The organism is Kordiimonas sp. UBA4487 (assembly GCF_002389025.1).
Lineage (GTDB): Bacteria > Pseudomonadota > Alphaproteobacteria > Sphingomonadales > Kordiimonadaceae > Kordiimonas > Kordiimonas lacus.
In genome coordinates this window covers 280,604-307,340 of record NZ_DGNR01000003.1, presented here as the reverse complement: position 1 = coordinate 307,340, position 26,737 = coordinate 280,604, and the positions used below count along the sequence as shown (strand labels likewise).

The following is a 26,737-nucleotide window of genomic DNA, read 5'->3' as shown; positions in this document are numbered from 1 at the left end:
GTAACGCCGGGGGCGGCATGTCAAAAGCGGAAATGGACTTCCCAGAAACGTCTGAGCAAAAGTCGGTCGAGGGCAACGACGCGCTGCCTGAAGCCAATAGCGAGAATGCGAAAAAAGCCATCCGGGCCCGCAACACGCGGCGCCTGATGCCTTTCATGCTGGCCAGTGTCTCATCGCTGGGATGGCTGGGTGCTGGTGGCTATTACCTGACCAACGCAGGCATCAACATTGCTGCGATGGCACCCGAGGCTGCTGCCGCAATCATCGGCGGCCTGACAACGCCCATAGCCATTTTCTGGCTGATTGCCCTGGCCTTCCAGCGCACAGACCCCTTGCTTGAGCGTAGACTGGCCATGGCGCAAAGCCTCCACAAGGCCGTGGCGCCTGTGGAACTGGCAGAACAGCGCCTGTCGCAGCTGAACCGCTCGCTCAAAAAAGAACTGACCAACATCGAAGCCGTCGCAGACCTGGCGTCTGACCGGATCGATAACCTGGAGAACCGTTTCCAGGAGCAGATCAGCAACCTGTTTTCAGCCACGGCAGACACAGAAGCCCGCACCACCAGCATCCGGGAAATCCTGGAGCGCGAGCGCGGCAGCATGTCAGACCTGACAAAAGAAATCGAAGGCCGCTTCAACAATCTGGAAGCCATTGTCAAAGCTATGGCGGCAGACCTTTCTGGGGCGGGCGAAAACGCGGCCGGCACGGCCCTTTCCGCCAAGGAAAAGATCGACGAGAGCCTCACGGCCCTTCACGGCGCGACAGACGACATGGAAGCCCGCCTCGATAGCGCCAGCAGCCAGATGTCGAAAAAGGCAAGCGAAGTTCAGGAGATGTCGATGGACGTGGAGCTGCGCCTGCAGACTGTCACAGACAATGTACTGTCCGGCATGGACCGCTTCCGCCACGATGTGGAAGGCCTTGAAGGCCGGTCCGCAGAGCTTTCCGAACATATGACCACTCAGGCGAATGTGCTCAATGAACTGGCACAGCTGGCTGCGGCCGAATCCGCCAAAATCGAAGAAGCTTTGCGGTCCCACGTCGGTGAAGTCCGTACAGCAGCCACCGATGCGTTGGCGCACACCGAAGAAGTCTCGACCATTGTGTCCGAGCGTGCCCAGACCATGTCCGAGAAGATGACCGAAGCCGTCAGCCAAGCCAAAGCCATGCTGGATGAAGCCGGTAAATCGCTCGAAGACCACTGTGAGGCCGCGCTTTCCACAAGCAAGTCGGTGAACGAGCAGACGCTGGCGACCACCGAAGAAACCGGCAAGGCCGTGCTGGAGCACGCCCGACAGGTGGACCGGGTGCTTGATGACGGGCTTGAGCGCGCGCGTCGGGCGCTGGATGAGACCATGGCGTCCATCACCAGCCACAGCGATACTGCTGCAGCCCAGGCAGAAGAAGTTGCTGCACGAACCCTGCAGCATATCCGCCAGCTGCGTGCGGGCGTTGAGGAACAGCTTGAAGAATTGGCCAAGGCTGGCGAGACCGCAGGCACCCAACTCGGGGCTTCCGCAGATCAGATAGGCGCGAAGGCTGACGAACTGACAGAAAAAGCTGGCGCCACCAGTGAAGAACTTGCGGGTGTAAGTGAGCAGATGAGCGCACAAAGCCAGCAAATCGCAGAAGTGTTGAATGATACCCGCATGAAGCTGGCACGGCTGGAGGAAGATCTTTCTGCCCAGCGGGATGCGCTCAACAATGCCTCGAACGACGCCGCCGAGCGCGTGATCGAAGCCGCCGAACGCTTTACGTCGCACGGGCGCGAGCTGCAGGAAGCTGCGGAACAGGTCGGCGAAGCCCTGGAGGGCAAGTCAGGCAATTTGGTGTCCATTGTTGAGCATATGCGCGAAACGGGCACCCAGACAGCCGAAAACCTGACGGCAGCTTCGGACACCCTGAAGGAGCGCAACACCGACCTGCGGACGGAACTCAAGGAATCCAGCGATGCACTTGGAAGCGCCGCCGAGGCCTTCTCTGGCGAACGGGCGCGCATCAAGGACGAAACCGAAGGCGTGGTGAAGAACCTCAATCAGGCTTCAGACACCATGAGCAAGGAAGTTGACCGCTTTGCGCTCAGCTCGATGGAAGCCGCAGCGCGCCTTGATGCCGCCAGCCAGTCCCTGATGGACCAGACCGAGCGGGCGCAGACGGAAATGAAATCCTCCGTCGACCAAACGCGCGACGAACTGGCCGCCAGCATGGAGGAAATCTCCAACAAGGCAGCAGAGCGCATCACCTACCTGCGCGAAGAGATGCAGGCCACCCTCGCCCGCGTGTTGGAGGAGTATACCGACACGGCCGAGCAGGCAGAGAAGGAAAGCGCGCTTCTGGCCATGCGCATCGGTACCGAAGCCGACAAGATCGCCAAACAGGCCAACCAGTTCATGGACCATACGGCCCAGATCGAGCAGCGCATCGCCAGCGCCACCAAGAATGACTTCGCCCGCACATCCACGCTGTTGATGGAAAGCCTGCAGTCGACCTCCATCGACATCAACAAGGCCATTTCCACGGACCTGCCGGATGATGTGTGGGAAGCCTATCTGGCGGGGGACCGATCTGTCTTCATGCGCCGGTCGCTCAAGATCGCAGACCGCAGCACCCGCAAGACCATCGCCGACAAGTTCAAGACAGACCCGGAATTCCGCGAGGCGGTTACCCGCTATTGCCGCGATTTCGAGGGTATGATGGAACGGGCGATGCTGGGGGACCGCGGCAGCGCCATGTCTGTCACATTGATTTCGTCCGATATGGGCAAGCTGTATATTTTGCTAGGACAATCGCTCAAGAAATTCGGCTAAGCCATTATAAATAAAGCGAGTACGGGAGGGGAGCCTATGCGCGCGCACATCATTGCGGCACTTGCCACCTGTAGCCTTCTTTCAGGCTGCGGTACTGAAGAAGCCAAAGACCAAAGCCCGGTTCAAGCGCCCGAGAAGATCGAATGGCGCATGACCAGCACCTACCCCAGCACACTCATCCAGTTGGGCACCATGGGCAAACGGCTGGAGCGTGAAGTCAATGCCATTTCAGGCGGCAATATCACGCTCAAATTCTATGAGCCCGGCGTGATTGCCCCGCCCTTCGAGACCTTCGATGCCATCAGCTATGGCGCGATCGAGGCAGGCTGGTCCACTCCCGGCTATTGGGCTGGCAAGGACAGCGCACTGCAGCTGTTCTCTGCGGTTCCCTTTGGCCCCTCCGCGCCAGAATATCTGGCCTGGATTGATTATGGTGGCGGACGCGAACTGTTCGAGGAAGTCTACCACAAGCACAACATCCACAGCATCCTGTGCGGCATGACTCCGCCTGAAGCCTCAGGCTGGTTCAAGAAGGAAATCAAAAGCATCGATGACTTCAAGGGCCTCAAGATTCGCTTCTTTGGCCTGGGCGCCAAGGTGATGGAGGAAATCGGCGCCTCCCCACAGCTGATTGCGGGCGGTGAGATCTATCAGGCGCTGGAGCTGGGCACCATCGACGCAACCGAGTATGCCATGCCGGCTGTCGACTACCGCATGGGCTTCTATCAGGTAGCCAAGCATTATTATTTCCCCGGCTGGCACCAGCAATCCACCTTCTTTGAGCTGATGATCAACCTGGATGGCTGGAACAGCCTGTCGGACCTACAGAAAACGCACATCGAGGCCACATGTTCATCGAACATCCGCTACGGCATTTCCGAGGGCGAGGCCTTGCAGGCAGACGCCATGGCCGCCCTTGAAGCCGCAGGTGTGCAAATCCACACTTGGTCACCGGAAATTCTGGCTGAGCTCGAAGCCGCCTGGAACAAGGTCGCTGCCAGGATGGCGAGCGACGATCCCGAGTTCGCCCGCGTCTGGGAAAGTCTGCAAGCCTTCCGCAAGAAATACAAAGCCTGGTCCGACCGCGGCTACCTGAAGGAATGAGGGTTATGGAACGCCTCTTATCCTTCGCAGCAAAGCTGGAACGCATCAGCAGCGCCATTGGCCGCCTTGCTGCCTGGGCTATTATCGCACTCGTGCTGGTGATCATGACAGATGTGATCCTCAGGCGCTGGTTCGTGATCGGCTCCACCAAACTGCAGGAACTTGAATGGCACCTGCACGGCTTTCTGTTCCTGCTGTGCCTTGGCTGGGCCTACACAAAAAACGCCCATGTACGCATTGAGCTGGTAAGCGAACGCCTGAGCGCCCGTACCCGCGCCTGGTTTGAGCTGGTCGGCTGTATCCTGTTCCTGCTGCCGTACGTCAGCGCGGTGCTGTGGTTCGGCTATGACTATGTCAGCTACAGCTGGGCCTATAATGAAGCCTCCGCCTCGCCCACAGGCCTGCCCGACCGCTGGATCATCAAATCGGCGATCGTCATCGGCTTCGCCGTTCTTGGTATTGCCGCCATTTCGCGACTACTGCAGGCCGTTGTCTTCCTTTTCGGTAGCCCTGAGCAGGCAGAACGCACGCCTTTCTCCCAAACTGAACCACAGACGGGGGAAAGCTGATGGATATGCTGATCGAATATCTGCCATTCCTGATGTTCCTGGTGCTGACGCCGTTGCTGTTCTCCGGCTATCCGGTCGCGTTTGTGCTTGGCGGTGTTGGCCTGGCCTTCTGGCTGCTGGCCGTGGCGCTGGGTCTTGAAAATGAGAACAGCTTCTTCCTGATCATCGGCCGCATTTTTGGCGGCGTGGTGAACAAGCAGGTGTTGGTGGCCATTCCCATGTTCATCTTCATGGGGACCATGCTGGAGAAAAGCGGTGTGGCACGCTCGCTGCTTTACACCCTGCAATTGATGACCCGCCGCATCCCCGGCGGCCTGGCGCTGTCTGTCACGCTCCTGGGCGTGATCTTGGCAGCCACCACCGGTATCATCGGTGCTAGCGTGGTGATGATGACGCTGCTGGCCCTGCCGATTATGATTGAACGCGGGTACGACAAGGCGCTGGCGTCCGGCACCATCGCGGCCTCAGGCACGCTTGGCATCCTGTTGCCGCCGTCCATCATGCTAGTGGTGATGGCGGACCTGTTGTCCACGTCCGCTGGTGGGCTTTTCATGGCCGCCATTGGCCCCAGCCTCGTGCTCGCGGTTTTATATATGGGCTATATCCTGATCCGCACCAGCCTGAACCCGGCGCTTGCGCCGCCGCTTGGCGCCGAAGCCGCAAAAGGCCAACTGACAGTTGGCCGCATCGTCAAAAGCTTTGTGCCACCCATTCTGCTGATTGTTGCTGTGCTTGGGTCCATCTTTGGCGGCATCGCCACACCAACGGAAGCCAGCGGCGTGGGAGCTGCGGGTGCCCTGATCCTGGCTGCTGCGAACAGAAAACTTAGCTTCGCGACGCTCAAGAACGTTGTCGAACAATCAGCCCTGACATCCACCATGCTGTTTGGCCTGTTTGTCGGGGCCACAGCTTTCTCGTTCGTCTTCGCGCTTCTCGGTGGGCACGACCTGATCCTGCACCTGATGGAAACCTCAGGCGCCGGTCCGTGGCTGATCCTTGGGATCCTGATGGTAACCGTCTTTGTGCTGGGGTTCTTTTTCGACTGGATCGAAATCACCCTGATCATCCTGCCTGTGTTCGCGCCCGTCATCTCGCAACTGGATTTCGGCGATCACCTGTCGGACCCAAGCCATGTGCTGCCGTGGTTTGCCGTCCTGATGGCAGTCAATCTGCAGACCAGCTTCCTGACACCGCCCTTCGGCTTTGCCCTTTTCTATATGAAGGGTGCCGCCCCGGCCTCCGTAAAGCTTACAGATATCTATCGGGGCATCGTGCCCTTCGTTCTGCTACAGCTTCTGGGGTTGATCATGCTGCTGATCTGGCCGGAAATAGCGCTTTGGCTGCCTGCTGCCATGGCTTCATAGCAAAAGAAAAAGGGACGCTGGCATGCGTCCCTTGATATATCCCGGATATACGAAACGAATCACTTCGAATCAGATTCGTTCGATTCGATTCCTTCAACCGTCTGCAGCTTGCCGATCAGATAATCCAAGTTTTCAGTATCCACATCATCTTCAACAGCCGTGAGAACCCGTTCGATCATCAGTTGGCGATACATCTCCCGGTCATCACCGCCGGTCTCCAGCATTTCGTCGGCAACCTCAAGCGCAGCCCGTGCCATGGGCAGGAATTGTGGCGGCATCTTGGCCACTTCAAACAGACGCTTCATGCCTAGCTCGCCTTTGTCGTGAACAAGCTTGTATGCGTTACTGACGGGAATACCCACCTTCTTGGCCAGTGCCACTTCGAAGAAGGTAGTGTCGCCCATGCAGAGCGCCCTTAGCATCAGTGTGGGTGTCAGGCGGCCATTTTCAGCCAGCTGGTCAACCAGTTCCTGCACAGTGGCGGATTTCTGGCCACCTTCCAGAAGCGACACTGTAGCCTTCTCACGACTTTCCAGCAGAAGGTCTGCCGCCATAGCAGGCGAAACCTCATGGTGGGTCATGATGTGGTCGCGGATCTTCTCGGACACCATGGTCACAAGACGTTCGGCGACACCGATTGGCAGTTCGCCGCGCAGCGCCATCGGTGTTTTGACCGCGTCGCTATCGCTGAATTTCTCAAGAACCTTGTCGTAGGTCTTCTCTGCGATCCTTGCCGCTTCATTGCCGACAAGCGTCGCGACAACTTCTTCATTGCCAGAGTCAGCCAGCGCGTCCGCCACATCTTCAGAAACATCCTTGCGGCCTGCTACAGCTTTCTGGACCGAAACCCCTTTGGTGCGAACGATTTCAATCAGGTCCTGATCTGTCAGGACACTTGAGAATTCAACGACCGGCAGCGCGACCTCGTCCACGTCCTTCGCAAGAGACGTCGCAACATCGCGCGGTACGTCAGGGTTTTCCTTCAGGCTTTCAGCCAGCGCGTGCCGAACCCGGACTGAAGCGTCCTTGAGCATCACGCGGAAAATGTCTTCCGCGATCTTGCGTTCCCCTTCCGTAAGCGCCGCATCACCAAAAGTTGACGCTACCTTGGCGGCCGCCGCTGCCCGGTTATCGACGTTCGGATCCTGCAGCAGTTTCGCGACATCGGCGCTGGAAAGCTTGGTACTGTCTGACAAGGCCTTATCCCCACTCATGTAATTTCATATGAACGCTACGGTAAACAAGTTAAGCGCCAGTTAAAAGGGCGTGTCCGCCTGAATTTGTGAAAACCACAGCCCTCTCCCGATTTTGACTATAGTTTCCTTGAGCCTGCGCCGTTTAGCGGCTAGCATGCGCAACAATTTTAACCGGACGGGCCTACCGTCCCAAGAATATTTTGTCTGGGCAAGAAAATAATAATGCGCCCGTCAACAGGGGAAGCTTTGAGTTATGTATAAACGATTACTGGGAGCCTTGACCGCAGTCTTTGCACTAAGTGGGACAGTGCATGCTGCAGAACAATCATCCTTCCAACAATTCCTGGATGATTTCTCCATGATGGTGAACGACGCTGTTTCACCTTTCACAACGAAATTCTCTGAAATCATTTTCTATCCAATTCCTATGGATTGGCTGGTTGACGGTGCTCCTGGACTGCCTGTCATTGTATTATGGCTTTTTTCTTTTGCGCTGTTTTTCACCATCTATATGGGTTTCATCAACTTACGCGGATTCACGCAGGCCTTTCGGATCGTAAAAGGCACTTATGACAACCCAGATGACCCTGGTGAGGTGACCCACTTCCAGGCGCTGACAGCGGCCCTATCCGCAACTGTTGGCCTTGGAAACATTGCGGGTGTCGCAATCGCGATCTCCGTTGGCGGCCCTGGTGCCACTTTCTGGATGATCCTGGTTGGTCTCTTTGGGATGACCAGTAAGTTCTGCGAAGTAACGCTTGGCCACAAGTACCGCGACATTGACGAACATGGCGTGGTTTCCGGCGGCCCGATGAAATATCTGTCCAAAGGCCTTGCGGGCCTCGGTATGCCGAACCTGGGCAAAACCCTGTCCGTCATCTTCGCCCTGATCTGTATCCTGGGCGCGTTTGGCGCAGGCAACATGTTCCAGGCCAACCAGGCGACATTCCAGCTGGCTGCGATTGCGGCTGAATTGACGGGCGGTGCAGACAGCTTCTTCGCCGGCAAAGCCTGGATCTTCGGCCTGATCTATGCTGGCCTGCTGTCCTTCGTGATTGTTGGTGGTATCCGCGGTATCACGCACGTGACTGAATTCCTGGTGCCTATCATGGCGGCCGTCTATGTCATCGCGGCGCTGGCGATCATCGGAGCAAATATCACTGATGTACCGGCTGCTTTCGGCCTGATCTTCAAAGGCGCCTTCACTGGTGAAGGTGTTGTTGGTGGTATCCTTGGTGTGCTGATCATGGGCCTGAGGCGGGCGACCTTCTCGAACGAGGCAGGCCTTGGTACGGCGTCCATCGCGCACGCTGCCGCCAAGACCAATGAGCCTGTGGCTGAAGGCCTCGTGGCGCTGATTGAGCCGTTCGTTGACACGGTTGTGATCTGTACCATGACGGCGCTGGTGATCATCCTGACAGGCGCTTACCTGCAGGCTGGTGATTTTGACGGTATTGCGCTGACGTCCATGGCGTTTGATAGCTTCTTCGATGGCTTCCGTTATGTGCTAACGATTGCTGTGCCGATGTTCGCCTTCTCCACCACCATCACCTATTATTATTATGGTGAGCGGGCGCTGGATTACCTGACGAAAGGCGGCCACAAGCAGGCAACCAACATCTATAAAATGTGTTACCTACTGGCCATCGTTGTCGGTTCCGCGATGCAACTTACCGCCGTGATGGACTTTGCCGATGCGGCCCTGCTGGCCCTCGGGTTCCCGAACCTGATTGGCGTGTTCCTGCTGCGCAAGGAAGTGAAAGCACTCCTGAACGATTATTGGGGGCGCCTTAAAGCTGGCAAGATCAAACCTTATGTTCCCGGAGCAAATGAAAGCGGCAAACTGCCACAGGAGACTTGATCTTCATTCATGTGCTATTAAGTAAGGAACTGGAATATGTGGCGGGGGTTACCCCGCCACAACGCTATTGGGAGCTTGTGTTATGAAAAAGACTTTTGCCACTCTTGCGCTTGTTGCTGCGCTATCGCCTTTTGTCGCCCCTGCCACCATTGCAGACGATGACCCTACATCGACGGCAATCTCTGACGGCGGCGATGCCACCAAAGGCAAGCGCCTCTTCAACCGCTGCAAGGCTTGCCATAACCTGACAGCTTCCGACCGGGCCAAATTGGGCCCCAACCTGGATAATCTGTTCGGCCGTACCGCTGGAACATCCGAGAGCTTCACCCGCTATTCGAAAGCACTGACGGAGGCCGGTTTTGTCTGGACAGAAGAAAAACTGGACGCCTGGCTCACCAGCCCCAAAACATTCCTGCCTGGCAACAAAATGCAGTTTGCCGGCCTGCGAAAAGAACAAGACCGCAAGGACCTGATGGCCTATCTGCGGGACGCGACAACCGGCGCGGAATAAGATATATCGGACCATCCGCGGCCGACATGTGAGGACACATTTGAATGAAACGCCTACTAGCAACTTTATCCCTGCTGCTGATGATCGTTGTGCCTGCGAAAGCTCAAGGCGACCAGGCCGTTGACGATGCCCGCGGTGCGATCGACTTCATCCAGCGGATTTCCGACGAAACCATTGCTGTCTGGAGCGATTCAAAAATGACAGAGGTGGAGCGTTATAACGCCTTCCGCGCCATTTTTGAGGAAGCAACAGACATTGAACTGTTGGCCCGCGGCATGCTGGGGCGCCACTACCGTACCGCTACGAGCGAGCAGCGCGACGCCTACATGAAAGCCATGGGAGACTATATTGTTTCCGAATTTGACAAGCGCATGGCTCAGATCGGTTTCAAGACCCTTGCTGTAACCGGCACCAAGGCAGCACCTGGCAAACATGGACACCTGTTTGTAAGCACGGAAGTTGAGCGCGACGAAGGCGAGCCTATCCTGGCAGACTGGCGAGTTCGCAAGAAAGACGGCAAGTTCCAGATCGTGAATCTGGAGTTTGAAGGCATCAACCTGATGATCACCAACCGAGATGTATTCTCGTCAAAGGTCAAGGACGACGGCATGGACGGTCTGATCAGCTGGCTGAAAGCACAAAACACCGCGCCACAAGCCGTTCAGGGCGCAAGCTCGGAATAAATCTAGTGCGCCGCCTCGAGGCTACACTCGAGGCGGAGGCTCCCCGCCGTATTATAAAGCGCGGCCTCAAGCGCGGCCTCCCTGCCCGCTGGCACATTCACCGCAAACCGCGTGCGGTAATCAAACGCCCCATCATCCAGCGGCACACGTCGGCTGCTCATACGCACGATGTTTGCGTCATAGTCCACCAGCACTTCGCTGATGCGCGCCACAAGCCCCGGGCGGTCACCGCCCTTGATTTCCACCAAATGCGTGATTTCGCCATCGGCGCCACGCTCCAGATCATAATGGAAGCTTGAGACGGTGATTCTGGCCCCATTGAGCAACGCGAGCTCTGCCAAGCCTTTCTCCAGGTCTTCCCGACTGGTGTCAGCTTCAAACGTGGCAATACAGGAAAACTCAAACGCCTCGCCCAGTACCGCGAACGAGCTGTCCGCTAAATTTGCCCCAATTTCAAAGAGATAGCCAGTTACAGCGGACACGACACCTGTCTGGTCACGGCCGATGATCGAAATAAGAAAAGATGTTGGGTTTTGAGCCGTCACGGTGGCACTCCTAGAAAAAGGTGGTGTTTTGCTGCGAGTTTGCTAAATAAACGCCGCGCACACAATCAATGTTTTTTACATTGCAGACTGCAGAAAAAATTCGCAACGAGACCGGCAGGATCGTTGCCTGAACAATCGCATCAGGCCAAAGGCATCAGGCCAAACGCAACAGGATGGTAACTCATGGCTGAACAACTTCTTCACCTTGTCTTCGGCGGACAAGTGACTGACCCACAGAAACTGGAATTCGCTGACCTGAACAAGGTCGACATCGTTGGCATTTACCCAAGCTACACTGAGGCTGAAGCGGCCTGGCGCAGCGTAAGCCAAGCAAACGTTGACGATGCCATGACCAAATATGTGGTGGTGCACCTGCACAAGCTGTTGCAGCCCGAAGAATAAACTCCGGGCTCTTTCCAGCTGATTTTCTGTAAAGTCTTGGGCCCTGCGAAAAGGTGGGGCCCGGGAATCAGGGATCGCGAAACGCGATCAACCCGTTAAATGGCGCTTGCCGCGCCGTCGAAATAGGCGCGAACGCCTTCTTCAATCACTTCGCCCTGGCGGTCATAAACCCCCATACGGCCAATCATTGTGTCGTACGCTTCCTTGCGGGACGTGGGATGCATCCGCTTCAATTCATGTGCGACCAGCCTGTGCAGGCCTTCATTGTTGATGGTATGGTTCATTCTATCTTCCATATACTCACTCGCTTTCTGTTCTTACTATTATGCTCTCCTGTATACCGCCACTTGAAGGCAGTTTTTTGACAGCAGCCTTACAATTAAAAGTATGGCTTTCAGACAAACGGCGGCGCCACCTACGTAGCACCGCCGCCAGAGATAGAAATAATATGGGAACTATCCTCAGGATTTCAAGGACTTGATCCAGGAATCCACGTTTTCCTCAAGGATGGAAAGCGGCACAGCACCGTTTTCAAGCACCACCTGGTGGAAACCGGCATAGGAGAATTTTTCGCCCAACTCGTCCATGGCCTTCTGGCGAAGCTCCATGATCTTCAGCTTGCCGACCATATAGGCCGTTGCCTGCCCCGGCATCACGATATAGCGCTCGATTGCAGCCACAACATCGCCCTTTGGGTTCGGTGTGTTTTCCGAAAGATAGTCAATTGCCTGTTCACGCGTCCATTTCTTGGAATGGATGCCAGTATCCACCACCAAACGGCACGCCCGCCATAGCTCCATCGCAAGGCGACCGAAGTCTGAATAAGGGTCTTCATAAAAGCCCATGTCCTTGCCCAGCTCTTCGGTATAGAGGCCCCAACCTTCCGTGAAGGCGGTGAAGCGCGCAACACGCTGGAACAGCGGCACACCCTCGAGTTCCTGACTGATGGAAATCTGGAAATGGTGGCCAGGAATGCCCTCATGGTACGCCAGTGCCTCCAGCTGATAGATCGGCATGAAGCTCATATCGCGCAGGTTGGCATAGAAGATACCAGGACGGGAGCCGTCTGGCGCCGCGCGATTATAGAAGGCCTTGCCAGCGGAATCTTCTCGGAACTTTTCCACCGCACGCACTTCCATGGGCGCTTTTGGCGTCAGGGTAAAATACTCGGGTACCTTGGCGCGCATGCCGTCAATGAGGTCACGGGCTTTCTGGAGGTACTCCTCTTTGCCCTCCTCCGTGTTCGGATAATAGAACTGCGGGTCTGACCGGGTAAACTCGAAGAACTCCTGCAGCGTGCCCTCAAAGCCGACTTTGTCCATGATCTCCCGCATGGCGGTGTGAATGCGTTCCACATTCTCAAGACCCACATTGTGGACCTCATCCGCTGTCATGTCGGTGGTCGTCATGTTTTTCAGGGCTTGGGCATAGAAAGCGTCCCCGTCCGGGAACTTCCAGGCGCCGTCGTCCGTGGTCGCTGTGGCTTCCAGCTTCTTGAGCTCGGCAATCAGTGCCTCATAACCCGGCTTCACCCCAGCCAGAAGTGCCGCCGACGCTTCAGCCACCAGGGCATCCGCCTCAGCTTCCGGCAGCTCAAGCCCAGCAACCTTCTTGCGGAAGTCGGCAAGCAGCACGCTGTCTTCACCACTATCATCAAATGGCGCGCCCTTCAGGAGGTTTTCAGACGCCTCGATCACGTAAGGATAGACGAACTTGGGTGCCTGGATGCCCATGCCTGCGCGCTTCTCAAGCGACGCAACCAATTGGCCCATCAGCGCCTCGACGCCGTTGAGGCGCTTAATATAGGCCTTGGCATCATCCACACTGGTGACCCGGTGAACGGTCATCAGGTGGCTCGGGATGCCCGTCTGCCACCCGAACATCTGGTTGACCGGATAGCCGTAATCCCGCCAGCGATCGTTGGCGATGGTGCGCTCAGCCGTAATCTCGAAAATGCGGTAGCTCAGTTGGTTCTTCTCATTCAGGCTATCGAAATTGAAGGTCTTCAATGTTGCCAGTTGGTCCTTGATCAGCTGCAGCTGTTCGTCGGCGGCGGCTCCTGTCAGCTCCGGCCATTTGTCGTTGTTGCTGCGATCACCCAGGCGCTCTGCCATCAATGGGTTCAGTGCAAGCCGTGCTTTCATCGCCTCGTCAAAGAAAGCGGTGATCTGGGCATTAACGTCCTGGACCTGCTCGGTGGCCTGGCCTTCCTGTGCGGTCTTGGTGTCTTTCGCGGGTTCGCAAGCAGCCAGTGCCAGCAATAGCGCTACAGATGAAACAGTGTTACGAAACATGATATCTCCCTTATGTCGCGTTAGCGGTGCCCCTGCTAAAAAACCTAAATTTCTTAGGGCTTGGTAAGCTTTTGCCAACTTATGTGCGCTAGAGTGACGCTTGCGTGCGATAAATTGCAAGCTTTGTTGACAAAGGTGCCTGAGATGCCTATCTGACGCATCAGTAAAGGAGTCGGAAGCTAAAATGCAGTATGATCCAAAAGTAACGAAAAATCCTCTGTTCACGATTGGCCAAGTGGTTCGGCACCGCTTTTTCCCATTCCGCGGCGTGGTTTTTGACGTGGACGCAGAATTTTCCAATTCCGAGGAATGGTGGGAATCCATCCCGGCAGAAATCCGCCCGGCCAAGGAACAGCCCTTCTACCACCTGTTCGCTGAAAATGAGGATTCAAGCTATGAAGCTTACGTATCCCAGCAGAATTTGGTAGCGGACGATTCAGACGAACCAGTGAACCACCCGGATGTGGGGGAACTGTTTGGCCAGCTGGACAAAGGCCTTTATGAATTGAAGGCGATCCCGCGCCACTAAGGCACCGGAGCGTTATATTTCAAGCATAAAAAAAAGCGGCCACCAGGGCCGCTTTTTTATTGGGTATTGGCGTCAGGCCTTAGGCAACGAAAGCCGCCAGAAGCGCCATTACCAGAACAACAGCAGCAGTACCGCGTACAGTCGCTTTCATGAAACCTTCGAACGTCCGTTCCTGTTCTTTGATATCCATCATTTTAGCTCCAATAGACTGGCACTGCAGCGTGCCCTTAAACCATCTCGACCGCTCTATAGCGCAACCAGCGCCCGAGGCCAAGCCCTATCCGCGACCTTATGACACAGTTCTTTCAAGACACGCCTGCAACTGGGCCGGTTCGATGTTGCCGCCGCTGATCACGATCACTGTTGTCTTACCCTGGCAGGCCACTTTACCCGCCAGAAGCGTCGCCAGCGACGCCACGCCGCCAGGTTCACCCACCAGCTTCATGCTGATCGCCGCATAGGCCACAGCGTCCAGCGCCTCATCGTCGCTGACGGTCACGCCCTTGAGTCCCAGATTCCTCATGATGGGGAACGTCAGGTCCCCGGCGCTGGGGGTTAAAAGCGCATCGCAAACAGACCGCGCACCGAAGTCCACCTGCTCAATGGTGCCGCTGATGAGCGACCGGGTCACATCGTCAAAGGCTTCAGGTTCCACCACATAGCCGTCCAGGCCCGGGAAATGCTTAAAGAGCGCCATGTAGGCGCCAGAGCACAGGCCGCCACCGCCACAGTTGATCACCGCCTGGTCAGGCGTGATCCCCATGGCCTCGAGGTCCTCGGCGATTTCAAGGCCCACCGTGCCCTGCCCCGCCATAATGAAGGGGTCGTTATAGGGCGGCACCACCGTGGCACCGCTGTCGCCCACAACGCGGGCCGCAACCTCTTCGCGGTTTTCATTATAGCGGTCATACAGAACCACGTCCGCACCATAGCCGCGGGTGTTGGCTAGCTTCAGCTCAGGCGCGTCCTTGGGCATCACGATGGTGGCCTTGATACCCAGCAGTTCAGCCGCATGAGCGATGCCCTGAGCGTGGTTGCCGCTTGAGAAGGCCACCACACCGCGAGCCTTCTCTCCATCCGACAGGCGTGACAGGCGGTTATAGGCGCCCCTGAATTTGAAAGCGCCAACACGCTGCAGGTTTTCAGGCTTGATCAGCACCCGGCCACCCACGCGCGCATTCAGCGCCGGGCTTTCGATCAGCGGCGTCCGAACCGCCACGCCCCTGATCTGTTCTGCAGCACTTAAAATATCATCATAGCTGATTGCATAAGTCATTTTGGGGCATCCTCGCCATTCTGTTTTTTTGATTTCTTATAGTTGGCTTTTCGCGCATCCCACCAGCGGCCAATTTTGACCTCATACTTGCGCCTGAACCTGCGGACGACTGGGAAATCGACAGACAGAACCAGAAGCCCAAGAGGCGCCATCCAGAAGCCCAGAACCGGCAAGAACCCCAGGAAGCCCCCCAAAATAAGAAGAATGCCCACCACAATGCGTCCGATGCGCGTGGCAGGCATTACCCTTTTGACATGTTTTCTGACCATGAAATCTCGCGATACTAACCAACCTCGTTGATGGTTTTCCGCATGATTTCACCAATCTTGTCAATATCTGATTTGGATATATTCAGGGGCGGCGCGATCGCAATGTGGTCACCACTCATCCGCACCTTCAGGCCATTCTCGTATGACCGTTGGAATATCTCGCCCGCTCGCTTCATCGGCGTGCCGTCCTTATGGGCGAACGTCAGCGCGCTCATGAAGCCCAGATTCCGGGCGTCTGTGACCGTTTCGGCCTCAGCCAGATCATGGACCATGTCCTCGAAATAGCCCTCGAGCGCCCGGACATTTTCATAAACGCCCTCTTCCACGTACGCCTTCTGGGTTGCGATGGCCGCCGCGACCGCCAGCGGGTGCGCGGAATAGGTATAGCCGTGGAACAGCTCCACACCCGCTTTGGTTTCGTCCATGAAGGTGTCGTAGATTTCCTTCTGCACCGCCACGGCACCCATGGGTACGGCACCGTTATTGATGGCCTTGGCTGTGGTGATCAAATCCGGCTCGATACCGAAGCGTTCAGCAGCAGACGCATATCCGAGGCGCCCGAAAGCCGTAATCACTTCGTCGAAAATCAGCAGGATGCCGTGCTTCTTGGTAATCTCCCGCAGGCGCTCCAGATAGCCCTTCGGCGGGATATAGACACCGCATGAACCGGCAGCAGGTTCAACGATGACCGCCGCAATGGTGCTGGGGTCATGCAGGCCGATGATGTTTTCCAGCTCGTCCGCCAGATGGGCGCCGCCTTCCGGTTGCCCCCGGCTCATGGACATGGTGTTTGGGTCATAGGGGAACGGCAGGTGATCAACGCCCGGCAGCAAGGAACCGAAAAATTTCCGGTTGTTCACCATGCCGCCAACCGAGATACCGCCGAAGCCAACACCGTGATAACCGCCCACGCGGCCAATCAGGCGCGTGCGCTGGCCTTCGCCTCTGAGCCGGTGGTATCCAAGCGCGATCTTGAGCGCCGTATCCACGGATTCGGAACCCGAGTTCGTGAAGAAGAAATGGTCCAGGCTGCCTGGCATTGTGGCCTTCAGCATGTTGGCAAGCTCGAACGCGCCCTTATGCCCGAAGGCAAAGGCTGTGGAATAATCCAGCACGCCGGCCTGTTCCCTGATGGCTTCAACAACCTTCGGGTGATTATGCCCCAGCGCACAGCACCACAGGCCGGACGACCCATCGATCACCTCGCGCCCGTCGCTTGTTTTATAATAAAGCCCGTCAGCGCTCTCGAGAATGCGCGGGTTGGCCTTGAAATCCTTGTTTGGCGTAAATGGCATCCAATAGGCAGCCAAGTCGTCATTCACTCGTTTACTTTGGTCATTCATGACACACCTCATCTGAATGGAGAGGCCCGCAGGCCCCTCCAGAAAAATGATAATCTTTTAGTTACAATCAGTTAGGCGTAAGCCCTAGCCGCCAAAGCGGTAGGTAAACTTGGCGCCAATCGTCCGTGGACGGCTGATACCGAAACCGTGGCCAGGGAAGAAGTCCCCGCCTTCGGCTGTGCCGTCATAATACATGCGGTTAAAGATGTTCTCGACGTATGCGACAACAGACCAGCCATTGTAGCTTTCATACCCAACACGGGCCGAGAAATCAGACCAACCCTCTTGGGCGTAGATATCGATGTTATCGAGACCGCCATAGGTTTTGGTCTGCGTCCGCCAATCGATGGACGCGTTGACTTCACCGCTATCACCAATCGCCCGGTGGTAGGCCAGGAGGCCAGAGAAGGTAAACTTCGGCGTACCCGGCAGCGTGTTGCCATCAACACCTTCAGCAACAACCGGATCAACATCGCTGATCTCATTGTCGTTGTAGGATGATGAGACAAACAGGTCGAAGTTTTCGCTCAGGATCGCCTGAACCGTACCTTCAATACCCGTTGCTTTCACTTTACCCACGTTGGTTACCCGCGTGCCCTTGTCGAAATAGTTCAGCTGCAGGTCTTTGTAGATGTAGTGATACACGGCCATGTCCATACGGATACGGCGGTCGAGCATGTCACCCTTCACACCCAATTCGTAGGACCAGACAGTCTCTGGCTCGAACTGGTTGAGGGTTGCGTTTTCGGCCACCAGATCATCAGTGATGTCGTCATCATCCGCTTCTACTGCGAAACTACCGAAGCCGCCTGATTTGAAGCCGCGCGTGGCGCTGGCATAGATCATCCAGTCGTCATTCGGACGATAGCGGGCGACAAAGCGCGGGGTGAAATCATCCCAGGAGCTCTTGCCGGTCACGAAACCGTCGGTGGTAACACCAAACGCCCAGAAAGGACCGAGGTCACTTTCGACCGGCAGAATCCAGTTGCCGAATTCCTTGGTGTCCTTGCTATACCTGAGGCCCATGCCAACTTCGAACTTGTCGTTCACAGCGTAGGTCAGGTCAACATAGGCGCCCCAACCTTCGAACTTGCCGTACACGTCGTTCGACTCCAGAAGGCCGATGGCATTTGGCGTGAATTCGCCATACTCATAGTAAGCAAATACTTCCGAACAGCTATAGTAGTAGTAAACCTGACACATGACTTCTTCGTCAGCGCGCTGGTCGAAGTGGGCGTCAATGTTTTCCTTGTAGTATGACACACCAGCGTACCAGCTCAGCGGCCCGTCACCATTGGAGACCAGGCGCAGCTCCTGCTCGAAATAGTCGCCGCTCTGGACCTGACCATAGTCGTTGAAGCCGATCGGCATGCCGTCGAAGTCTTCCGCATACTCATAGTCGTGGTCTTTGTAGCCCGTCAGGGACGTCAGCGTGGCAAAATCCAGATCCACGTTGAATTCCGCGCTCAGTGACAGGATCTCACCGCGGTCATAGTTACCCAGCTTCTGGTCGGCGCCCACATCACGTTTGTTACCGCCCGGCAGGACATTCTCTTCACCCAGCACGTTCTTCAGATGCTGGACGATCGAGAAGCCATCATTTTCCGGAACATCGTCACGGATCAGGCGGTAAATGGAGCCGGACTGGTCGCGGTCTTCATATTCCGCCATGAAAGTGGCGTCCCAGCTCTCGCCGCGAACAGCAGCTGTCGCCCGGAAGGCGGACTTGTCGTGCGACACCAGCTTGTCGTCATTTGGTGCGAATGTGTTGTCCACATATCCGTTTTCCTCGCTGTGGTAGGCCGCGAGGCGAAGGGCGAAATTATCGGACATCGGCAGGTTGATCGCGCCTTCGGCTTCAAAGATGCCGCGCTCGCCAAGGCCAACTTCCACATAGCCGTCGTTTTCATCGAAGTTCGGCTTCTGCGTATGCAGGCTCACGGCACCACTGATGGCGTTACGGCCAAACAGGAAACCCTGTGGACCGCGCAGCACTTCGGCGCGTGCCATATCGAACATGGAGGTTACAACAACCCCGTTGCGGCCCTGATAGAGGCCGTTCTTGAAGAAGCCGACAGAAGGGTCACCGCCGACACCAAAGTCATTCGTGGAGATACCGCGAATGTTGATATAGTCGATGAAGCTGTCTTTACTGTCGCCGGAAAAGCCCGGTGCGAATTTTACCAAGTCTTTCACGTCATCAAGGTTCACCCGTTTGGTGAAGGCGGCATCAAAGGCCGTGATGGAAACAGGAACGTCCTGCGTGGACTGGGCCCGTTTCTGCGCCGTTACCACAATTTCCTCAAGCGACAGACCGCCGCTGTCGGTGTCTTGCGCAAACGCAGTTCCGCTGGCAAACAGGATGGCGCCAAGTGACGCACCTGTGGCCAGGGCTCGATTGCGGGTTCTATGGACAGTTTTCATTTTCTGCTCCTCCCCTAAGGAATGGCCCGACATCTGTCGGGGTGTTTTAAGCAACATGTTCCGTCTCCAAACCTGCTGCTCTCATGTTTAACCAAAGGTGCGGAAGCGGCGGCGTTGCCGTTCAGTCACCCAGTTGTACTAGGGCTCCACCTCAAGCCCGGCGTCCTTGAGCACCTGCATCATAGGGCTCAAATTCTTCTCAAACTTCTTCCAGCGCCCAACCGACCGGGTGTGGGCTTTCTCACGCACCTGCGCGGCGCTTGCGGTCGTGACCGCCGCGTCCTGCTTGTGGAATTCCACGCATGCGTCCTGCCAGTCAAGGCCAAGGAAATCGATGATGCGGCGGGCATTGGGCTCCAGCTCCTGCACCACGTCCTCATACGCGACGTCCAGGATGCGGTCGCCCAGCAGCGTACGCCATTGGTCCATCAGCTTACGGTAGCGCACATGATGGCGCGCCATCTCCTGCTGGTCATAGGAATGATAGTATGCCTCGGCGAACAGCTGCTTGTAGCTTGCGAAACAGCTGTCCATCGGGTCACGCACGATATGAATGATCTTGGCGTTCGGTAGCGCGCTTGCGATCAGCGGCAGATACATATAGTTCACCGGCATCTTGTCGATGAAATGCTTTGCGTCAGGCTGCACCGACTTTGTCGTTTCAAGATACAGCTCACCCAGCGCCTTGACGTCCAGTTTGGGGGCTTCCCGGATGATGTCCGCCGTCATCGGCTTTGGCGAGCTCATCTCAAGCTGGCGCTTGATGCCCATGGTGAACTGCTGCAGCTCACCAGCTGATTCCACATCGCTGTGGGCGGTGATGATACGCTCCACCAGCGTGGTGCCCGTGCGGGGCTGGCCTACGATGAAGATCGGCGCGTCACTTGAAGCGCCCTCGCCGATACCATCAAGCCAGGCTTTGTCAAAAGATTGCTCAAGCGCTTCGAACAACTCGGCCTCCGCCTGCTCGTCATGCGGTACGGCGGCGCGGCGGGCGCGGGCGCCTGCCTCGTAGGCCGTATAGGCGTCATCCCAGGCCTCAAGGTCTTCATATTCCTTGCCGATGGCATAATTCAGGAACGCGTGGCTTGGGTGGCCCGATGGCATGCGGTCCGCGATCTTCTGCATCTCGGCGATATGATTTTCGTCTTCAGCCTTACCAAGGCGCGACAGCATCCAGTGCGCCATGCCGTCATCCGGCTTTTCCGCCAAAACGGCCTTCAAGGCTGCGCCCGCTTCATCCAGGCGCCCCAGGAACGTCAGCGCCTTGGCGCGGCTCAGGTCAAAGAAAGCAGATTTGCCTGCCGCCTTGGCCTTGTCAAACCAGGCCAGCGCGGCCTTCTGGTCACCCAAAAGACTGTGCACATTGCCGATAACGTCCAGAACCAGGGAATCGGTCGGGTCATTATCTTCTGCGTTGATGACGGCTTTTTCCGCCATGGTGAACTGACCCATCTTGGCGCAACAGCGCGCGAACTGGGCCCAGCCTGCGGCATGCTTGTCATCCAAAGACACGACATTCTTGAAAGCGCGGCGGGCGGTTGTCCAGTCGCCGCTTTCAATGCCCACCAGCCCCACCAGAAAATGGGCTTCGACAAGCTTTGGGTGATATTTGAGCACCAGACTGCAGCAGTTAGCCGCCTCAGTGAAATCGCGGCGCATCAAGGCCTGATATCCCCGGCGCAGGAACTTAGCCACATCCGCCTGCCCCATCTCTCGTGGGGCAGCGCCTGTCGGTTTCATTCCAATGGTGCCGGTATTTGAAGCCATGATCCTACCCTAGCGCGTCCTTCATTCGGTAATAGGCCATACCGATGGCCTGCAGGGGCTGAGCAAACAACTGCCCCCCTGGAAATGGAGGATGCTTGATTTTTGCCATGATATCAAAGCGTTCGAACTGTCCTGCGATCGCTTCGGCGATCAATTTTGCCGACATATGCGTTGCTGCCACACCGTGGCCCGAATATGCCTGGGCAAAATAGACGTTTGGCTTGATGCGGCCCACTTGCGGAATGCGGTTCAGGCCAATGCCCATATAGCCGCCCCAGCTATAGTCCACCTTGACGCCTTCAAGCTGCGGAAACACCTTGAGCATGTTGGGCTTAACGGCGGCCTCGATGTCACGGGGGTGCCGGCCCGAATATGTCGCAAGGCCGCCAAACAGCAGCCGTTTATCAGCCGACAGGCGGAAATAATCGAGCGCCCAGCGCTGGTCGCATACGGCATAATCAGACGGCAGCACACTGGCCACCTGTTCGTCGGTCAAGGGCTCGGTGGCGACAATATAGCTGCCTGCGGGCAGCACACGAGACGCCAGCTTTGGCACCAGCCGCCCCAGATAGGCATTGCCGCCCAGCACCACGATATCAGCCGTGATGCGGCAGGTGTCCATGTCGATCAGCACTTGGTCGCCCTGGTAATCCATTTTGGACACGCGCGCATTTTCAAAAACCTTCACACCCAGGTTTTCTGCCGCCCGGGCCTCGCCGCGCACCAGGTTGAGCGTGTGGCAATGCCCCCAGCCCATGTTGGTAACGCCGCCGATATAGCGGTCAGACCCCACGATGTCCTTCACCTGGTCGCGTTCGATCACTTTCTGCTCGGGCTCGTAACCGAAGCTGACCAGCGTATCCATGGCTTCCTTCAGCTCGTCCATGTCGCGCTCTTTCATCGCAGCGTCGAAATAGCCCCACTTCAGGTCACAATCGATGTCGTATTTCTCTACCCAGCCCTTGATGATGTCGACACATTCGACACCCATGTTCCAGGCTGCGCGGGCGTTATCCTTGCCGAAAACCTTCTCGATTTTCGACAGGTTCGATAGTTCGGGGCCATAGCCGCCAATCACCTGCCCACCGTTCCGGCCCGAGGCACCCCAGCCAATGTGGTTCTGTTCCACCAGCGCCACCTCATAGCCTCGTTCGGCCAGATGGAGTGCTGCGGCCACACCAGTGAAACCACCGCCGACCACGCACACATTGACCTTCATGTTGCCCTCAAGCCTTTGGAAAGGCTTCAGGTCATTGCAGGTCGCCGTATAATAGGATGGCGGCAGTTGGTCGCTATGGATAGAATCGCGAATACGCATAAGTCCTCTAGATAATTCTCAAATACTGTTCATAGTCTGCGACGCTGATCTGACGGTGGAACTCTTCCTCCTCGGACCGGCGGATGCGCAGGTAAAGATCCACGAAATCCCTGCCAAGATACTCTGGCATCACCTTGCCCTTCTCAAGCACGTCAAGTGCAATGAGCCAACGGGACGGCAGGACACCGTCGAAATCCACCAGGTCAAACTCACCCAGCGGCTCGCCCGGATCGGTTTTTTCCTCAAGGCCATGGAAGGCGCCGGCGAGGATCGCAGCCACCACCAGATGTGGGCATACGTCCGCGCCGCACACACGGTGTTCGAACCGGCGGTTGGCATCGTCCGAAAGCGGCAAGCGCACGCTCAGGCGGCGGTTGTTTTCGCCCCAGTTCGGCACCACGGGAGCGAACCACTCTGGGTCAAACCGGCGGTAACTGTTGGCATTGGGCGCAAAGAATGCGGTGGCTTCAGGCATGGTCTCCAGCAGGCCACCCACCGCACGCTTCAGCTTGGTTTCACCGCCCTCACCCGCGAAGATATTGCTGCCGTCAGCGTCAAGCACGCTGACATGGGCATGCAGGCCATTGCCAACTTCATCATAGGTGGGCTTGGCCATGAAACTGGCAAGCAGGCCGTGCTTCAGCGCCACAGCCTTGACCGCACGCTTCAGCAGAAGCGCGTCATCACACGCCCTTTCCACATCGGACGTGTGCTGCAGGTTCACCTCGAACTGGCCGTTGCCGTATTCGCACACCAGGCCGATGACATCGAGGCCCTGCGCACGGCAGCTTTCCTCGATTTCCTGCATCAGGCCTTCGAAATCATAATAGACGTCCATATTGTAGCAGTTCGCGCCGCTTGCGGCGGACATGCCGTTTGGTGGCGACACCGGCACCGGCGGCACTGAGCCTGCTTCAAACAGGAAGAATTCATACTCAAGCGCAATCACGGGGCGCAGGCGTTTTTCCGCATAGCGGTCCAACACGCGCTGCAGCACACTGCGGGGGTCCATAAAGAAAGGTGCACCGTCACTGTCTTGCATGGTCACCAGAATCTGGGCCGTCGGACGCGAGGCCCAGGGCACGCGCTTCAGCGTGCCTGGAACCGGCATGCAAATCCTGTCCGGGTCACTGCCATAATCATCCAGAATGGCTTCAGCATTCGAGCCGTTCGTTGTCAGGAAGGTGGTTGTGATTGGGAAAGGCACACCGGCTTTCGCCAGCTTCTTGAGGCCGGACACAGGCATCTGTTTGCCGCGGAAGATGCCGTTCATATCTGCGATCAGCACTTCCACCACTTCAATATCCGGGTTGTCCTTCAAAAAGGACTTAATTTCCTCACCAACTGGCATACTTGAACTACTCACTTTAGATCCCCGCCATACAGAGATATTTCACTTCAACATAATCTTCGATCCCGTAGCGCGATCCTTCACGCCCCAGGCCGGATTGCTTGACACCGCCAAAGGGCGCCACCTCGGTGGACAGGATGCCGGTATTGATACCAACCATGCCGTATTCCAGTGCCTCGGCCACGCGCCAAACGCGCGACAGGTCGCGGGCGTAGAAGTAGGACGCCAGACCAAATTCCGTGTCATTGGCCTGGGCAACCACATCAGCTTCGTCTTCAAACTTGAAGACAGGCGCCACCGGGCCAAAGGTTTCTTCGCGCGCCACTTTCATCTCACGCGTTACATCGCGCAGGATGGTCGGCTCAAAGAAGCTGCCGCCAAGCTCATGGCGCTTGCCACCAGCCACCAGCGCCGCCCCTTTATCGAGCGCATCTGTGATGTGTTCTTCAACTTTCTCGATCGCTGCTTCATTGATCAGCGGCCCCTGGGCCACACCTTCTTCCGTGCCGTTGCCCACTTTCATGGCAGCAACCTTAACAGACAGCTTTTCAACGAATTCATCATAGACGCCCGCCTGAACATACAGCCGGTTGGCACACACACATGTCTGGCCGGAGTTGCGGTATTTGGATGCCATGGCACCTTCAACTGCCGCATCGATATCCGCGTCGTCAAACACGATGAACGGGGCATTGCCGCCCAGCTCCAGCGATACTTTCTTGATATCGTCCGCGCATTGGCGCATCAGCACGCGGCCAACCTCGGTCGAACCGGTGAAGGTCAGCTTGCGCACCGTCTCGTTGGCGCACATTTCACCACCGATGTCGCGGGATTTCTTGCCTACAACAATATTCAACAGGCCTTTGGGCAGGCCGGCGCGTTCCGCCAGCTCCGCCAGCGCAAGCGCCGACAGCGGCGTCTCTGCCGCTGGCTTCACCACCACGGGGCAGCCAACAGCCAAGGCGGGTGCCACCTTCCTGGTAATCATGGCATTCGGGAAGTTCCATGGCGTGATCGCCGCCACAACACCGATCGGCTGCTTCAGTACGATGATACGCTTGTCAGCTTGGTGCTGCGGGATCACATCGCCATACAGGCGCTTTCCCTCTTCCGCGAACCATTCAATAAAACTGGCGCCGTAGGCGATTTCGCCGCGCGCTTCCGCCAGCGACTTGCCCATCTCAGCCGTCAGGATCTGCGCCAGGTCTTCCTGCGCATCCATGATCAACTGATACCATTTCTTCAGAACCCGGGACCGCTCAGCCGCAACCCGGCCACGCCAGTCGGCAAAAGCAGCCTCTGCAGCCTCGATCGCTGTACGGGTCTCATCCGCCCCCATATTGGGAAGCGTGGCAATGACGTCGCCGGTCGCCGGATTCTTGACCTCGAACGTTTCACCGCTCTCGGCATCCACCCAGGTACCGTCAATATAGCCCTTGTCCTTCAGTAAGGCACGATCACTCAGTTTCATCACAAAATATCCCCACTATTAATACCTAAAGGAAGTGTCGCTGACCGACAGCTTGAACAGTTTACTTAGAACACATTGTTCACGCCACCAGCAGCGACAGCCCTCTAGGCACGAGACAATGTGATCACAAAATATGATTAGTGTCAACACAGGCAGGACATTTTTGCTTCCACGCCGAAGCACAAGCCTCGTCAAAGGGACCAAAAATCCCTTTATTCTGCTGTTTATATAGCATCATAAAAGTTCACTTGACCCATTTTAAAAAATGTGATCACTTTATTGCCAAGTTATCGGCCAAAGGGCCGCGTTACCCATTTTTGCTTACAGGTGTATTCGTGCAGCAACAAACCAATCATACCGGCTCTTATTATGCCGCAACAGCCAACGACACGCAGGATCGCCCTGCCCTGACAGGCGACATCGAAGCCGATGTTTGCATCGTGGGCGGCGGCTTCACCGGCGTAGTCACAGGCCTGACGCTGGCTGAGCTTGGCTATGATGTGGTGATTCTTGAGGGCGCCAAGATCGGTTGGGGCGCCTCGGGCCGCAACGGCGGCCAAATCATCAACGGCTTCAGCCGCGAAATCGAATATATCGAAAAAACGGTGGGCCCGGAGGGCGCAACTGCTCTTGCATCCCTGGCTCTTGAAGGCGGAAACGTTATCCGCGAACTTGTCAGCCGCTACGGCATCCAGTGCGATCTCAAATATGGCTCTGTCCTTGCGGCTTGCACCAACAAGCAGTTGCGCGGCATGAGCGACGTGAAGGACATGTGGGCAGGCCGCGGCAGGAACGGCATCGAAATCCTGAACAGCCACGCGATCCGCGATCATGTCGGCACGGATAAATATGTCGGTGGCTGGATTGACCATAAAGGCGGCCACATTCATCCGCTTAATCTGGTGCAGGGTGAAGCCAGGGCTGCCGAAAGCCTGGGCGCCCGCATTTTTGAACAGACACGTGTCACAGAAGTGGACCATCAGGCAGAAACCCCCGTTGTGCACACGGAAGGCGGCTCGGTCAAAAGCCGATATGTTGTTCTGGCAGGTAATGCTTATCTCGGAAAAACCGTGAAACAGCTCTACCCCAAAATCCTGCCTGCCAGCACGCAGATCATTGTGACCGAGCCGCTTTCCGATAAAATGGCCAACGACATTCTGCCCACAGACATGTGCGTCGAGGACGCCAATTATGTACTCGATTATTTCCGCCTGACCGCAGACAAACGCCTGCTGTTCGGTGGTGGCACCGTTTATGGCGGTGAAGATGTGGCAGACGTTGAAAATGCACTGCGCCCCAACATGGAGCGCCTGTTCCCGGCCACGAAAGACCTCAAGGTTGAGTTCGGCTGGCAGGGCAACATCGCGCTGACATGGTCGCGGCTGCCCCATGTCGGGCGGCTTGGCGCGGGCACCTATTTCGCCCATGGTTACAGTGGCCACGGTGTGACCAGTTCCCATATGATGGGGCGGCTTGTGGCGCACGCGCTGCACGGCGACGCGACGGCGTTTGACGTGTTTGAAAGCATGCCCGCAAGAAGCTTCCCCGGCGGACAGCTTCTTAGTGTACCCTTGAGCACCCTTGGCTGCTGGTGGTACTCCATGCGGGACAAACTTGGAATATAGAAAAGGCTTAGGTGGGAAGTGGGGA

Annotated in this window: 23 protein-coding genes; 10 read left to right on the top strand and 13 right to left on the bottom strand. The window is 56.7% G+C overall.

The features are described 5' to 3' along the window. Positions 1-17: 17 nt before the first annotated feature. The 4 genes from B3Z17_RS02750 to B3Z17_RS02735 are packed head-to-tail and all read left to right on the top strand — an operon-like array spanning position 18 to position 5,844. Entirely contained in the window at positions 18-2,807 is a 2,790-nt protein-coding gene (locus B3Z17_RS02750) for a hypothetical protein (protein ID WP_286828473.1), read from the top strand. A 36-nt stretch (positions 2,808-2,843) separates the two neighbouring features. Beyond that, positions 2,844-3,911, top strand: coding sequence for a TRAP transporter substrate-binding protein (locus B3Z17_RS02745; protein WP_286828472.1), 1,068 nt, complete (start codon positions 2,844-2,846; stop codon positions 3,909-3,911). Positions 3,912-3,916: 5 nt separating this feature from the next. Next, complete coding sequence (locus B3Z17_RS02740; protein WP_286828471.1) at positions 3,917-4,480, top strand: TRAP transporter small permease subunit; 564 nt, start codon at positions 3,917-3,919, stop codon at positions 4,478-4,480. Then, positions 4,480-5,844 carry a TRAP transporter large permease gene (locus B3Z17_RS02735; RefSeq protein WP_286828470.1) on the top strand — a complete coding sequence of 455 codons (1,365 nt, stop codon included), beginning with the start codon at positions 4,480-4,482 and terminating at the stop codon, positions 5,842-5,844. Before B3Z17_RS02740 ends, B3Z17_RS02735 begins: the two co-directional genes overlap by 1 nt. Positions 5,845-5,903: 59 nt before the next feature. On the opposite strand, the gene B3Z17_RS02730 is transcribed toward B3Z17_RS02735, so the two are convergent. After that, complete coding sequence (locus tag B3Z17_RS02730; protein ID WP_286828469.1) at positions 5,904-7,058, bottom strand: DUF2336 domain-containing protein; 1,155 nt, start codon at positions 7,056-7,058, stop codon at positions 5,904-5,906. Positions 7,059-7,293: 235 nt separating this feature from the next. Between B3Z17_RS02730 and B3Z17_RS02725 the strand changes: the two genes are divergently transcribed. The 3 genes from B3Z17_RS02725 (at position 7,294) to B3Z17_RS02715 (ending at position 10,095) form a co-directional block, all read left to right on the top strand. Beyond that, a complete protein-coding gene (locus tag B3Z17_RS02725) occupies positions 7,294-8,901 on the top strand; it encodes an alanine/glycine:cation symporter family protein (protein ID WP_286828468.1) in 1,608 nt (535 codons plus the stop codon). Positions 8,902-8,983: 82 nt separating this feature from the next. After that, positions 8,984-9,412: a c-type cytochrome gene (locus tag B3Z17_RS02720; protein WP_068305700.1), complete on the top strand. Its 429-nt coding sequence runs from the start codon at positions 8,984-8,986 to the stop codon at positions 9,410-9,412. Positions 9,413-9,456: 44 nt separating this feature from the next. Further along, positions 9,457-10,095, top strand: coding sequence for an MlaC/ttg2D family ABC transporter substrate-binding protein (locus B3Z17_RS02715; RefSeq protein ID WP_068305698.1), 639 nt, complete (start codon positions 9,457-9,459; stop codon positions 10,093-10,095). Between the two features lie 2 nt (positions 10,096-10,097). Here the strand turns inward: B3Z17_RS02715 and B3Z17_RS02710 are convergent, their stop codons facing one another. Further along, positions 10,098-10,640 (bottom strand): glycine cleavage system protein R, encoded by a 543-nt coding sequence (locus tag B3Z17_RS02710; RefSeq protein ID WP_068305695.1) that lies wholly within the window; start codon positions 10,638-10,640, stop codon positions 10,098-10,100. A gap of 183 nt (positions 10,641-10,823) precedes the next feature. Here B3Z17_RS02710 and B3Z17_RS02705 point away from each other — a divergent pair, with 183 nt between their 5' ends. Next, complete coding sequence (locus tag B3Z17_RS02705) at positions 10,824-11,042, top strand: DUF4170 domain-containing protein (protein WP_068305692.1); 219 nt, start codon at positions 10,824-10,826, stop codon at positions 11,040-11,042. Between the two features lie 95 nt (positions 11,043-11,137). Here the strand turns inward: B3Z17_RS02705 and B3Z17_RS02700 are convergent, their stop codons facing one another. Both B3Z17_RS02700 and B3Z17_RS02695 read right to left on the bottom strand, forming a co-directional pair. Continuing rightward, on the bottom strand, positions 11,138-11,326 hold the full coding sequence (locus B3Z17_RS02700) for a hypothetical protein (RefSeq protein ID WP_068305690.1): 189 nt from the start codon (positions 11,324-11,326) through the stop codon (positions 11,138-11,140). A gap of 177 nt (positions 11,327-11,503) precedes the next feature. Continuing rightward, complete coding sequence (locus tag B3Z17_RS02695; protein WP_286828467.1) at positions 11,504-13,336, bottom strand: DUF885 domain-containing protein; 1,833 nt, start codon at positions 13,334-13,336, stop codon at positions 11,504-11,506. A gap of 184 nt (positions 13,337-13,520) precedes the next feature. Between B3Z17_RS02695 and hspQ the strand changes: the two genes are divergently transcribed. Then, a complete protein-coding gene (hspQ, locus tag B3Z17_RS02690; protein WP_068305685.1) occupies positions 13,521-13,865 on the top strand; it encodes a heat shock protein HspQ in 345 nt (114 codons plus the stop codon). 79 nt (positions 13,866-13,944) lie between these two features. On the opposite strand, the gene B3Z17_RS02685 is transcribed toward hspQ, so the two are convergent. The 9 genes from B3Z17_RS02685 to gabD all read right to left on the bottom strand — a co-directional run bounded on the left by B3Z17_RS02685 (position 13,945) and on the right by gabD (position 25,087). Then, a complete protein-coding gene (locus tag B3Z17_RS02685) occupies positions 13,945-14,058 on the bottom strand; it encodes an aa3-type cytochrome c oxidase subunit IV (RefSeq protein WP_286828466.1) in 114 nt (37 codons plus the stop codon). 96 nt (positions 14,059-14,154) lie between these two features. Further along, positions 14,155-15,141 carry a threonine ammonia-lyase gene (locus B3Z17_RS02680; protein WP_286828465.1) on the bottom strand — a complete coding sequence of 329 codons (987 nt, stop codon included), beginning with the start codon at positions 15,139-15,141 and terminating at the stop codon, positions 14,155-14,157. Next, complete coding sequence (locus tag B3Z17_RS02675; RefSeq protein WP_286828464.1) at positions 15,138-15,410, bottom strand: hypothetical protein; 273 nt, start codon at positions 15,408-15,410, stop codon at positions 15,138-15,140. Before B3Z17_RS02675 ends, B3Z17_RS02680 begins: the two co-directional genes overlap by 4 nt. Positions 15,411-15,424: 14 nt before the next feature. Further along, on the bottom strand, positions 15,425-16,753 hold the full coding sequence (locus tag B3Z17_RS02670) for an aminotransferase class III-fold pyridoxal phosphate-dependent enzyme (RefSeq protein WP_286828463.1): 1,329 nt from the start codon (positions 16,751-16,753) through the stop codon (positions 15,425-15,427). 84 nt (positions 16,754-16,837) lie between these two features. Beyond that, a complete protein-coding gene (locus B3Z17_RS02665; RefSeq protein WP_286828462.1) occupies positions 16,838-19,177 on the bottom strand; it encodes a TonB-dependent receptor in 2,340 nt (779 codons plus the stop codon). Positions 19,178-19,315: 138 nt separating this feature from the next. Then, a complete protein-coding gene (locus tag B3Z17_RS02660; protein WP_286828461.1) occupies positions 19,316-20,947 on the bottom strand; it encodes a tetratricopeptide repeat-containing sulfotransferase family protein in 1,632 nt (543 codons plus the stop codon). 4 nt (positions 20,948-20,951) lie between these two features. After that, the gene (locus B3Z17_RS02655; RefSeq protein WP_286828460.1) at positions 20,952-22,265 is read right to left on the bottom strand and encodes an NAD(P)/FAD-dependent oxidoreductase; all 1,314 of its coding nucleotides are present in this window, start codon (positions 22,263-22,265) and stop codon (positions 20,952-20,954) included. Positions 22,266-22,272: 7 nt separating this feature from the next. Continuing rightward, the gene (locus tag B3Z17_RS02650) at positions 22,273-23,631 is read right to left on the bottom strand and encodes a glutamine synthetase family protein (RefSeq protein WP_286828459.1); all 1,359 of its coding nucleotides are present in this window, start codon (positions 23,629-23,631) and stop codon (positions 22,273-22,275) included. Between the two features lies 1 nt (position 23,632). After that, positions 23,633-25,087, bottom strand: a complete 1,455-nt coding sequence (gabD, locus tag B3Z17_RS02645; RefSeq protein WP_068305667.1) for an NADP-dependent succinate-semialdehyde dehydrogenase — start codon at positions 25,085-25,087, stop codon at positions 23,633-23,635. A 335-nt stretch (positions 25,088-25,422) separates the two neighbouring features. Between gabD and B3Z17_RS02640 the strand changes: the two genes are divergently transcribed. Next, positions 25,423-26,712, top strand: a complete 1,290-nt coding sequence (locus B3Z17_RS02640; protein ID WP_286828458.1) for an NAD(P)/FAD-dependent oxidoreductase — start codon at positions 25,423-25,425, stop codon at positions 26,710-26,712. Positions 26,713-26,737 lie beyond the last annotated feature (25 nt).

Coding starts and splice junctions, on each gene's coding strand:
- B3Z17_RS02750 (WP_286828473.1), top strand. CDS start 18: ATGTCAAAAGCGGAAATGGACTTCCCAGAAACGTCTGAGCAAAAGTCG.
- B3Z17_RS02745 (WP_286828472.1), top strand. CDS start 2,844: ATGCGCGCGCACATCATTGCGGCACTTGCCACCTGTAGCCTTCTTTCA.
- B3Z17_RS02740 (WP_286828471.1), top strand. CDS start 3,917: ATGGAACGCCTCTTATCCTTCGCAGCAAAGCTGGAACGCATCAGCAGC.
- B3Z17_RS02735 (WP_286828470.1), top strand. CDS start 4,480: ATGGATATGCTGATCGAATATCTGCCATTCCTGATGTTCCTGGTGCTG.
- B3Z17_RS02730 (WP_286828469.1), bottom strand. CDS start 7,058: ATGAGTGGGGATAAGGCCTTGTCAGACAGTACCAAGCTTTCCAGCGCC.
- B3Z17_RS02725 (WP_286828468.1), top strand. CDS start 7,294: ATGTATAAACGATTACTGGGAGCCTTGACCGCAGTCTTTGCACTAAGT.
- B3Z17_RS02720 (WP_068305700.1), top strand. CDS start 8,984: ATGAAAAAGACTTTTGCCACTCTTGCGCTTGTTGCTGCGCTATCGCCT.
- B3Z17_RS02715 (WP_068305698.1), top strand. CDS start 9,457: ATGAAACGCCTACTAGCAACTTTATCCCTGCTGCTGATGATCGTTGTG.
- B3Z17_RS02705 (WP_068305692.1), top strand. CDS start 10,824: ATGGCTGAACAACTTCTTCACCTTGTCTTCGGCGGACAAGTGACTGAC.
- B3Z17_RS02700 (WP_068305690.1), bottom strand. CDS start 11,326: ATGAACCATACCATCAACAATGAAGGCCTGCACAGGCTGGTCGCACAT.
- B3Z17_RS02695 (WP_286828467.1), bottom strand. CDS start 13,336: ATGTTTCGTAACACTGTTTCATCTGTAGCGCTATTGCTGGCACTGGCT.
- hspQ (WP_068305685.1), top strand. CDS start 13,521: ATGCAGTATGATCCAAAAGTAACGAAAAATCCTCTGTTCACGATTGGC.
- B3Z17_RS02685 (WP_286828466.1), bottom strand. CDS start 14,058: ATGATGGATATCAAAGAACAGGAACGGACGTTCGAAGGTTTCATGAAA.
- B3Z17_RS02680 (WP_286828465.1), bottom strand. CDS start 15,141: ATGACTTATGCAATCAGCTATGATGATATTTTAAGTGCTGCAGAACAG.
- B3Z17_RS02675 (WP_286828464.1), bottom strand. CDS start 15,410: ATGGTCAGAAAACATGTCAAAAGGGTAATGCCTGCCACGCGCATCGGA.
- B3Z17_RS02670 (WP_286828463.1), bottom strand. CDS start 16,753: ATGAATGACCAAAGTAAACGAGTGAATGACGACTTGGCTGCCTATTGG.
- B3Z17_RS02665 (WP_286828462.1), bottom strand. CDS start 19,177: ATGAAAACTGTCCATAGAACCCGCAATCGAGCCCTGGCCACAGGTGCG.
- B3Z17_RS02660 (WP_286828461.1), bottom strand. CDS start 20,947: ATGGCTTCAAATACCGGCACCATTGGAATGAAACCGACAGGCGCTGCC.
- B3Z17_RS02655 (WP_286828460.1), bottom strand. CDS start 22,265: ATGCGTATTCGCGATTCTATCCATAGCGACCAACTGCCGCCATCCTAT.
- gabD (WP_068305667.1), bottom strand. CDS start 25,087: ATGAAACTGAGTGATCGTGCCTTACTGAAGGACAAGGGCTATATTGAC.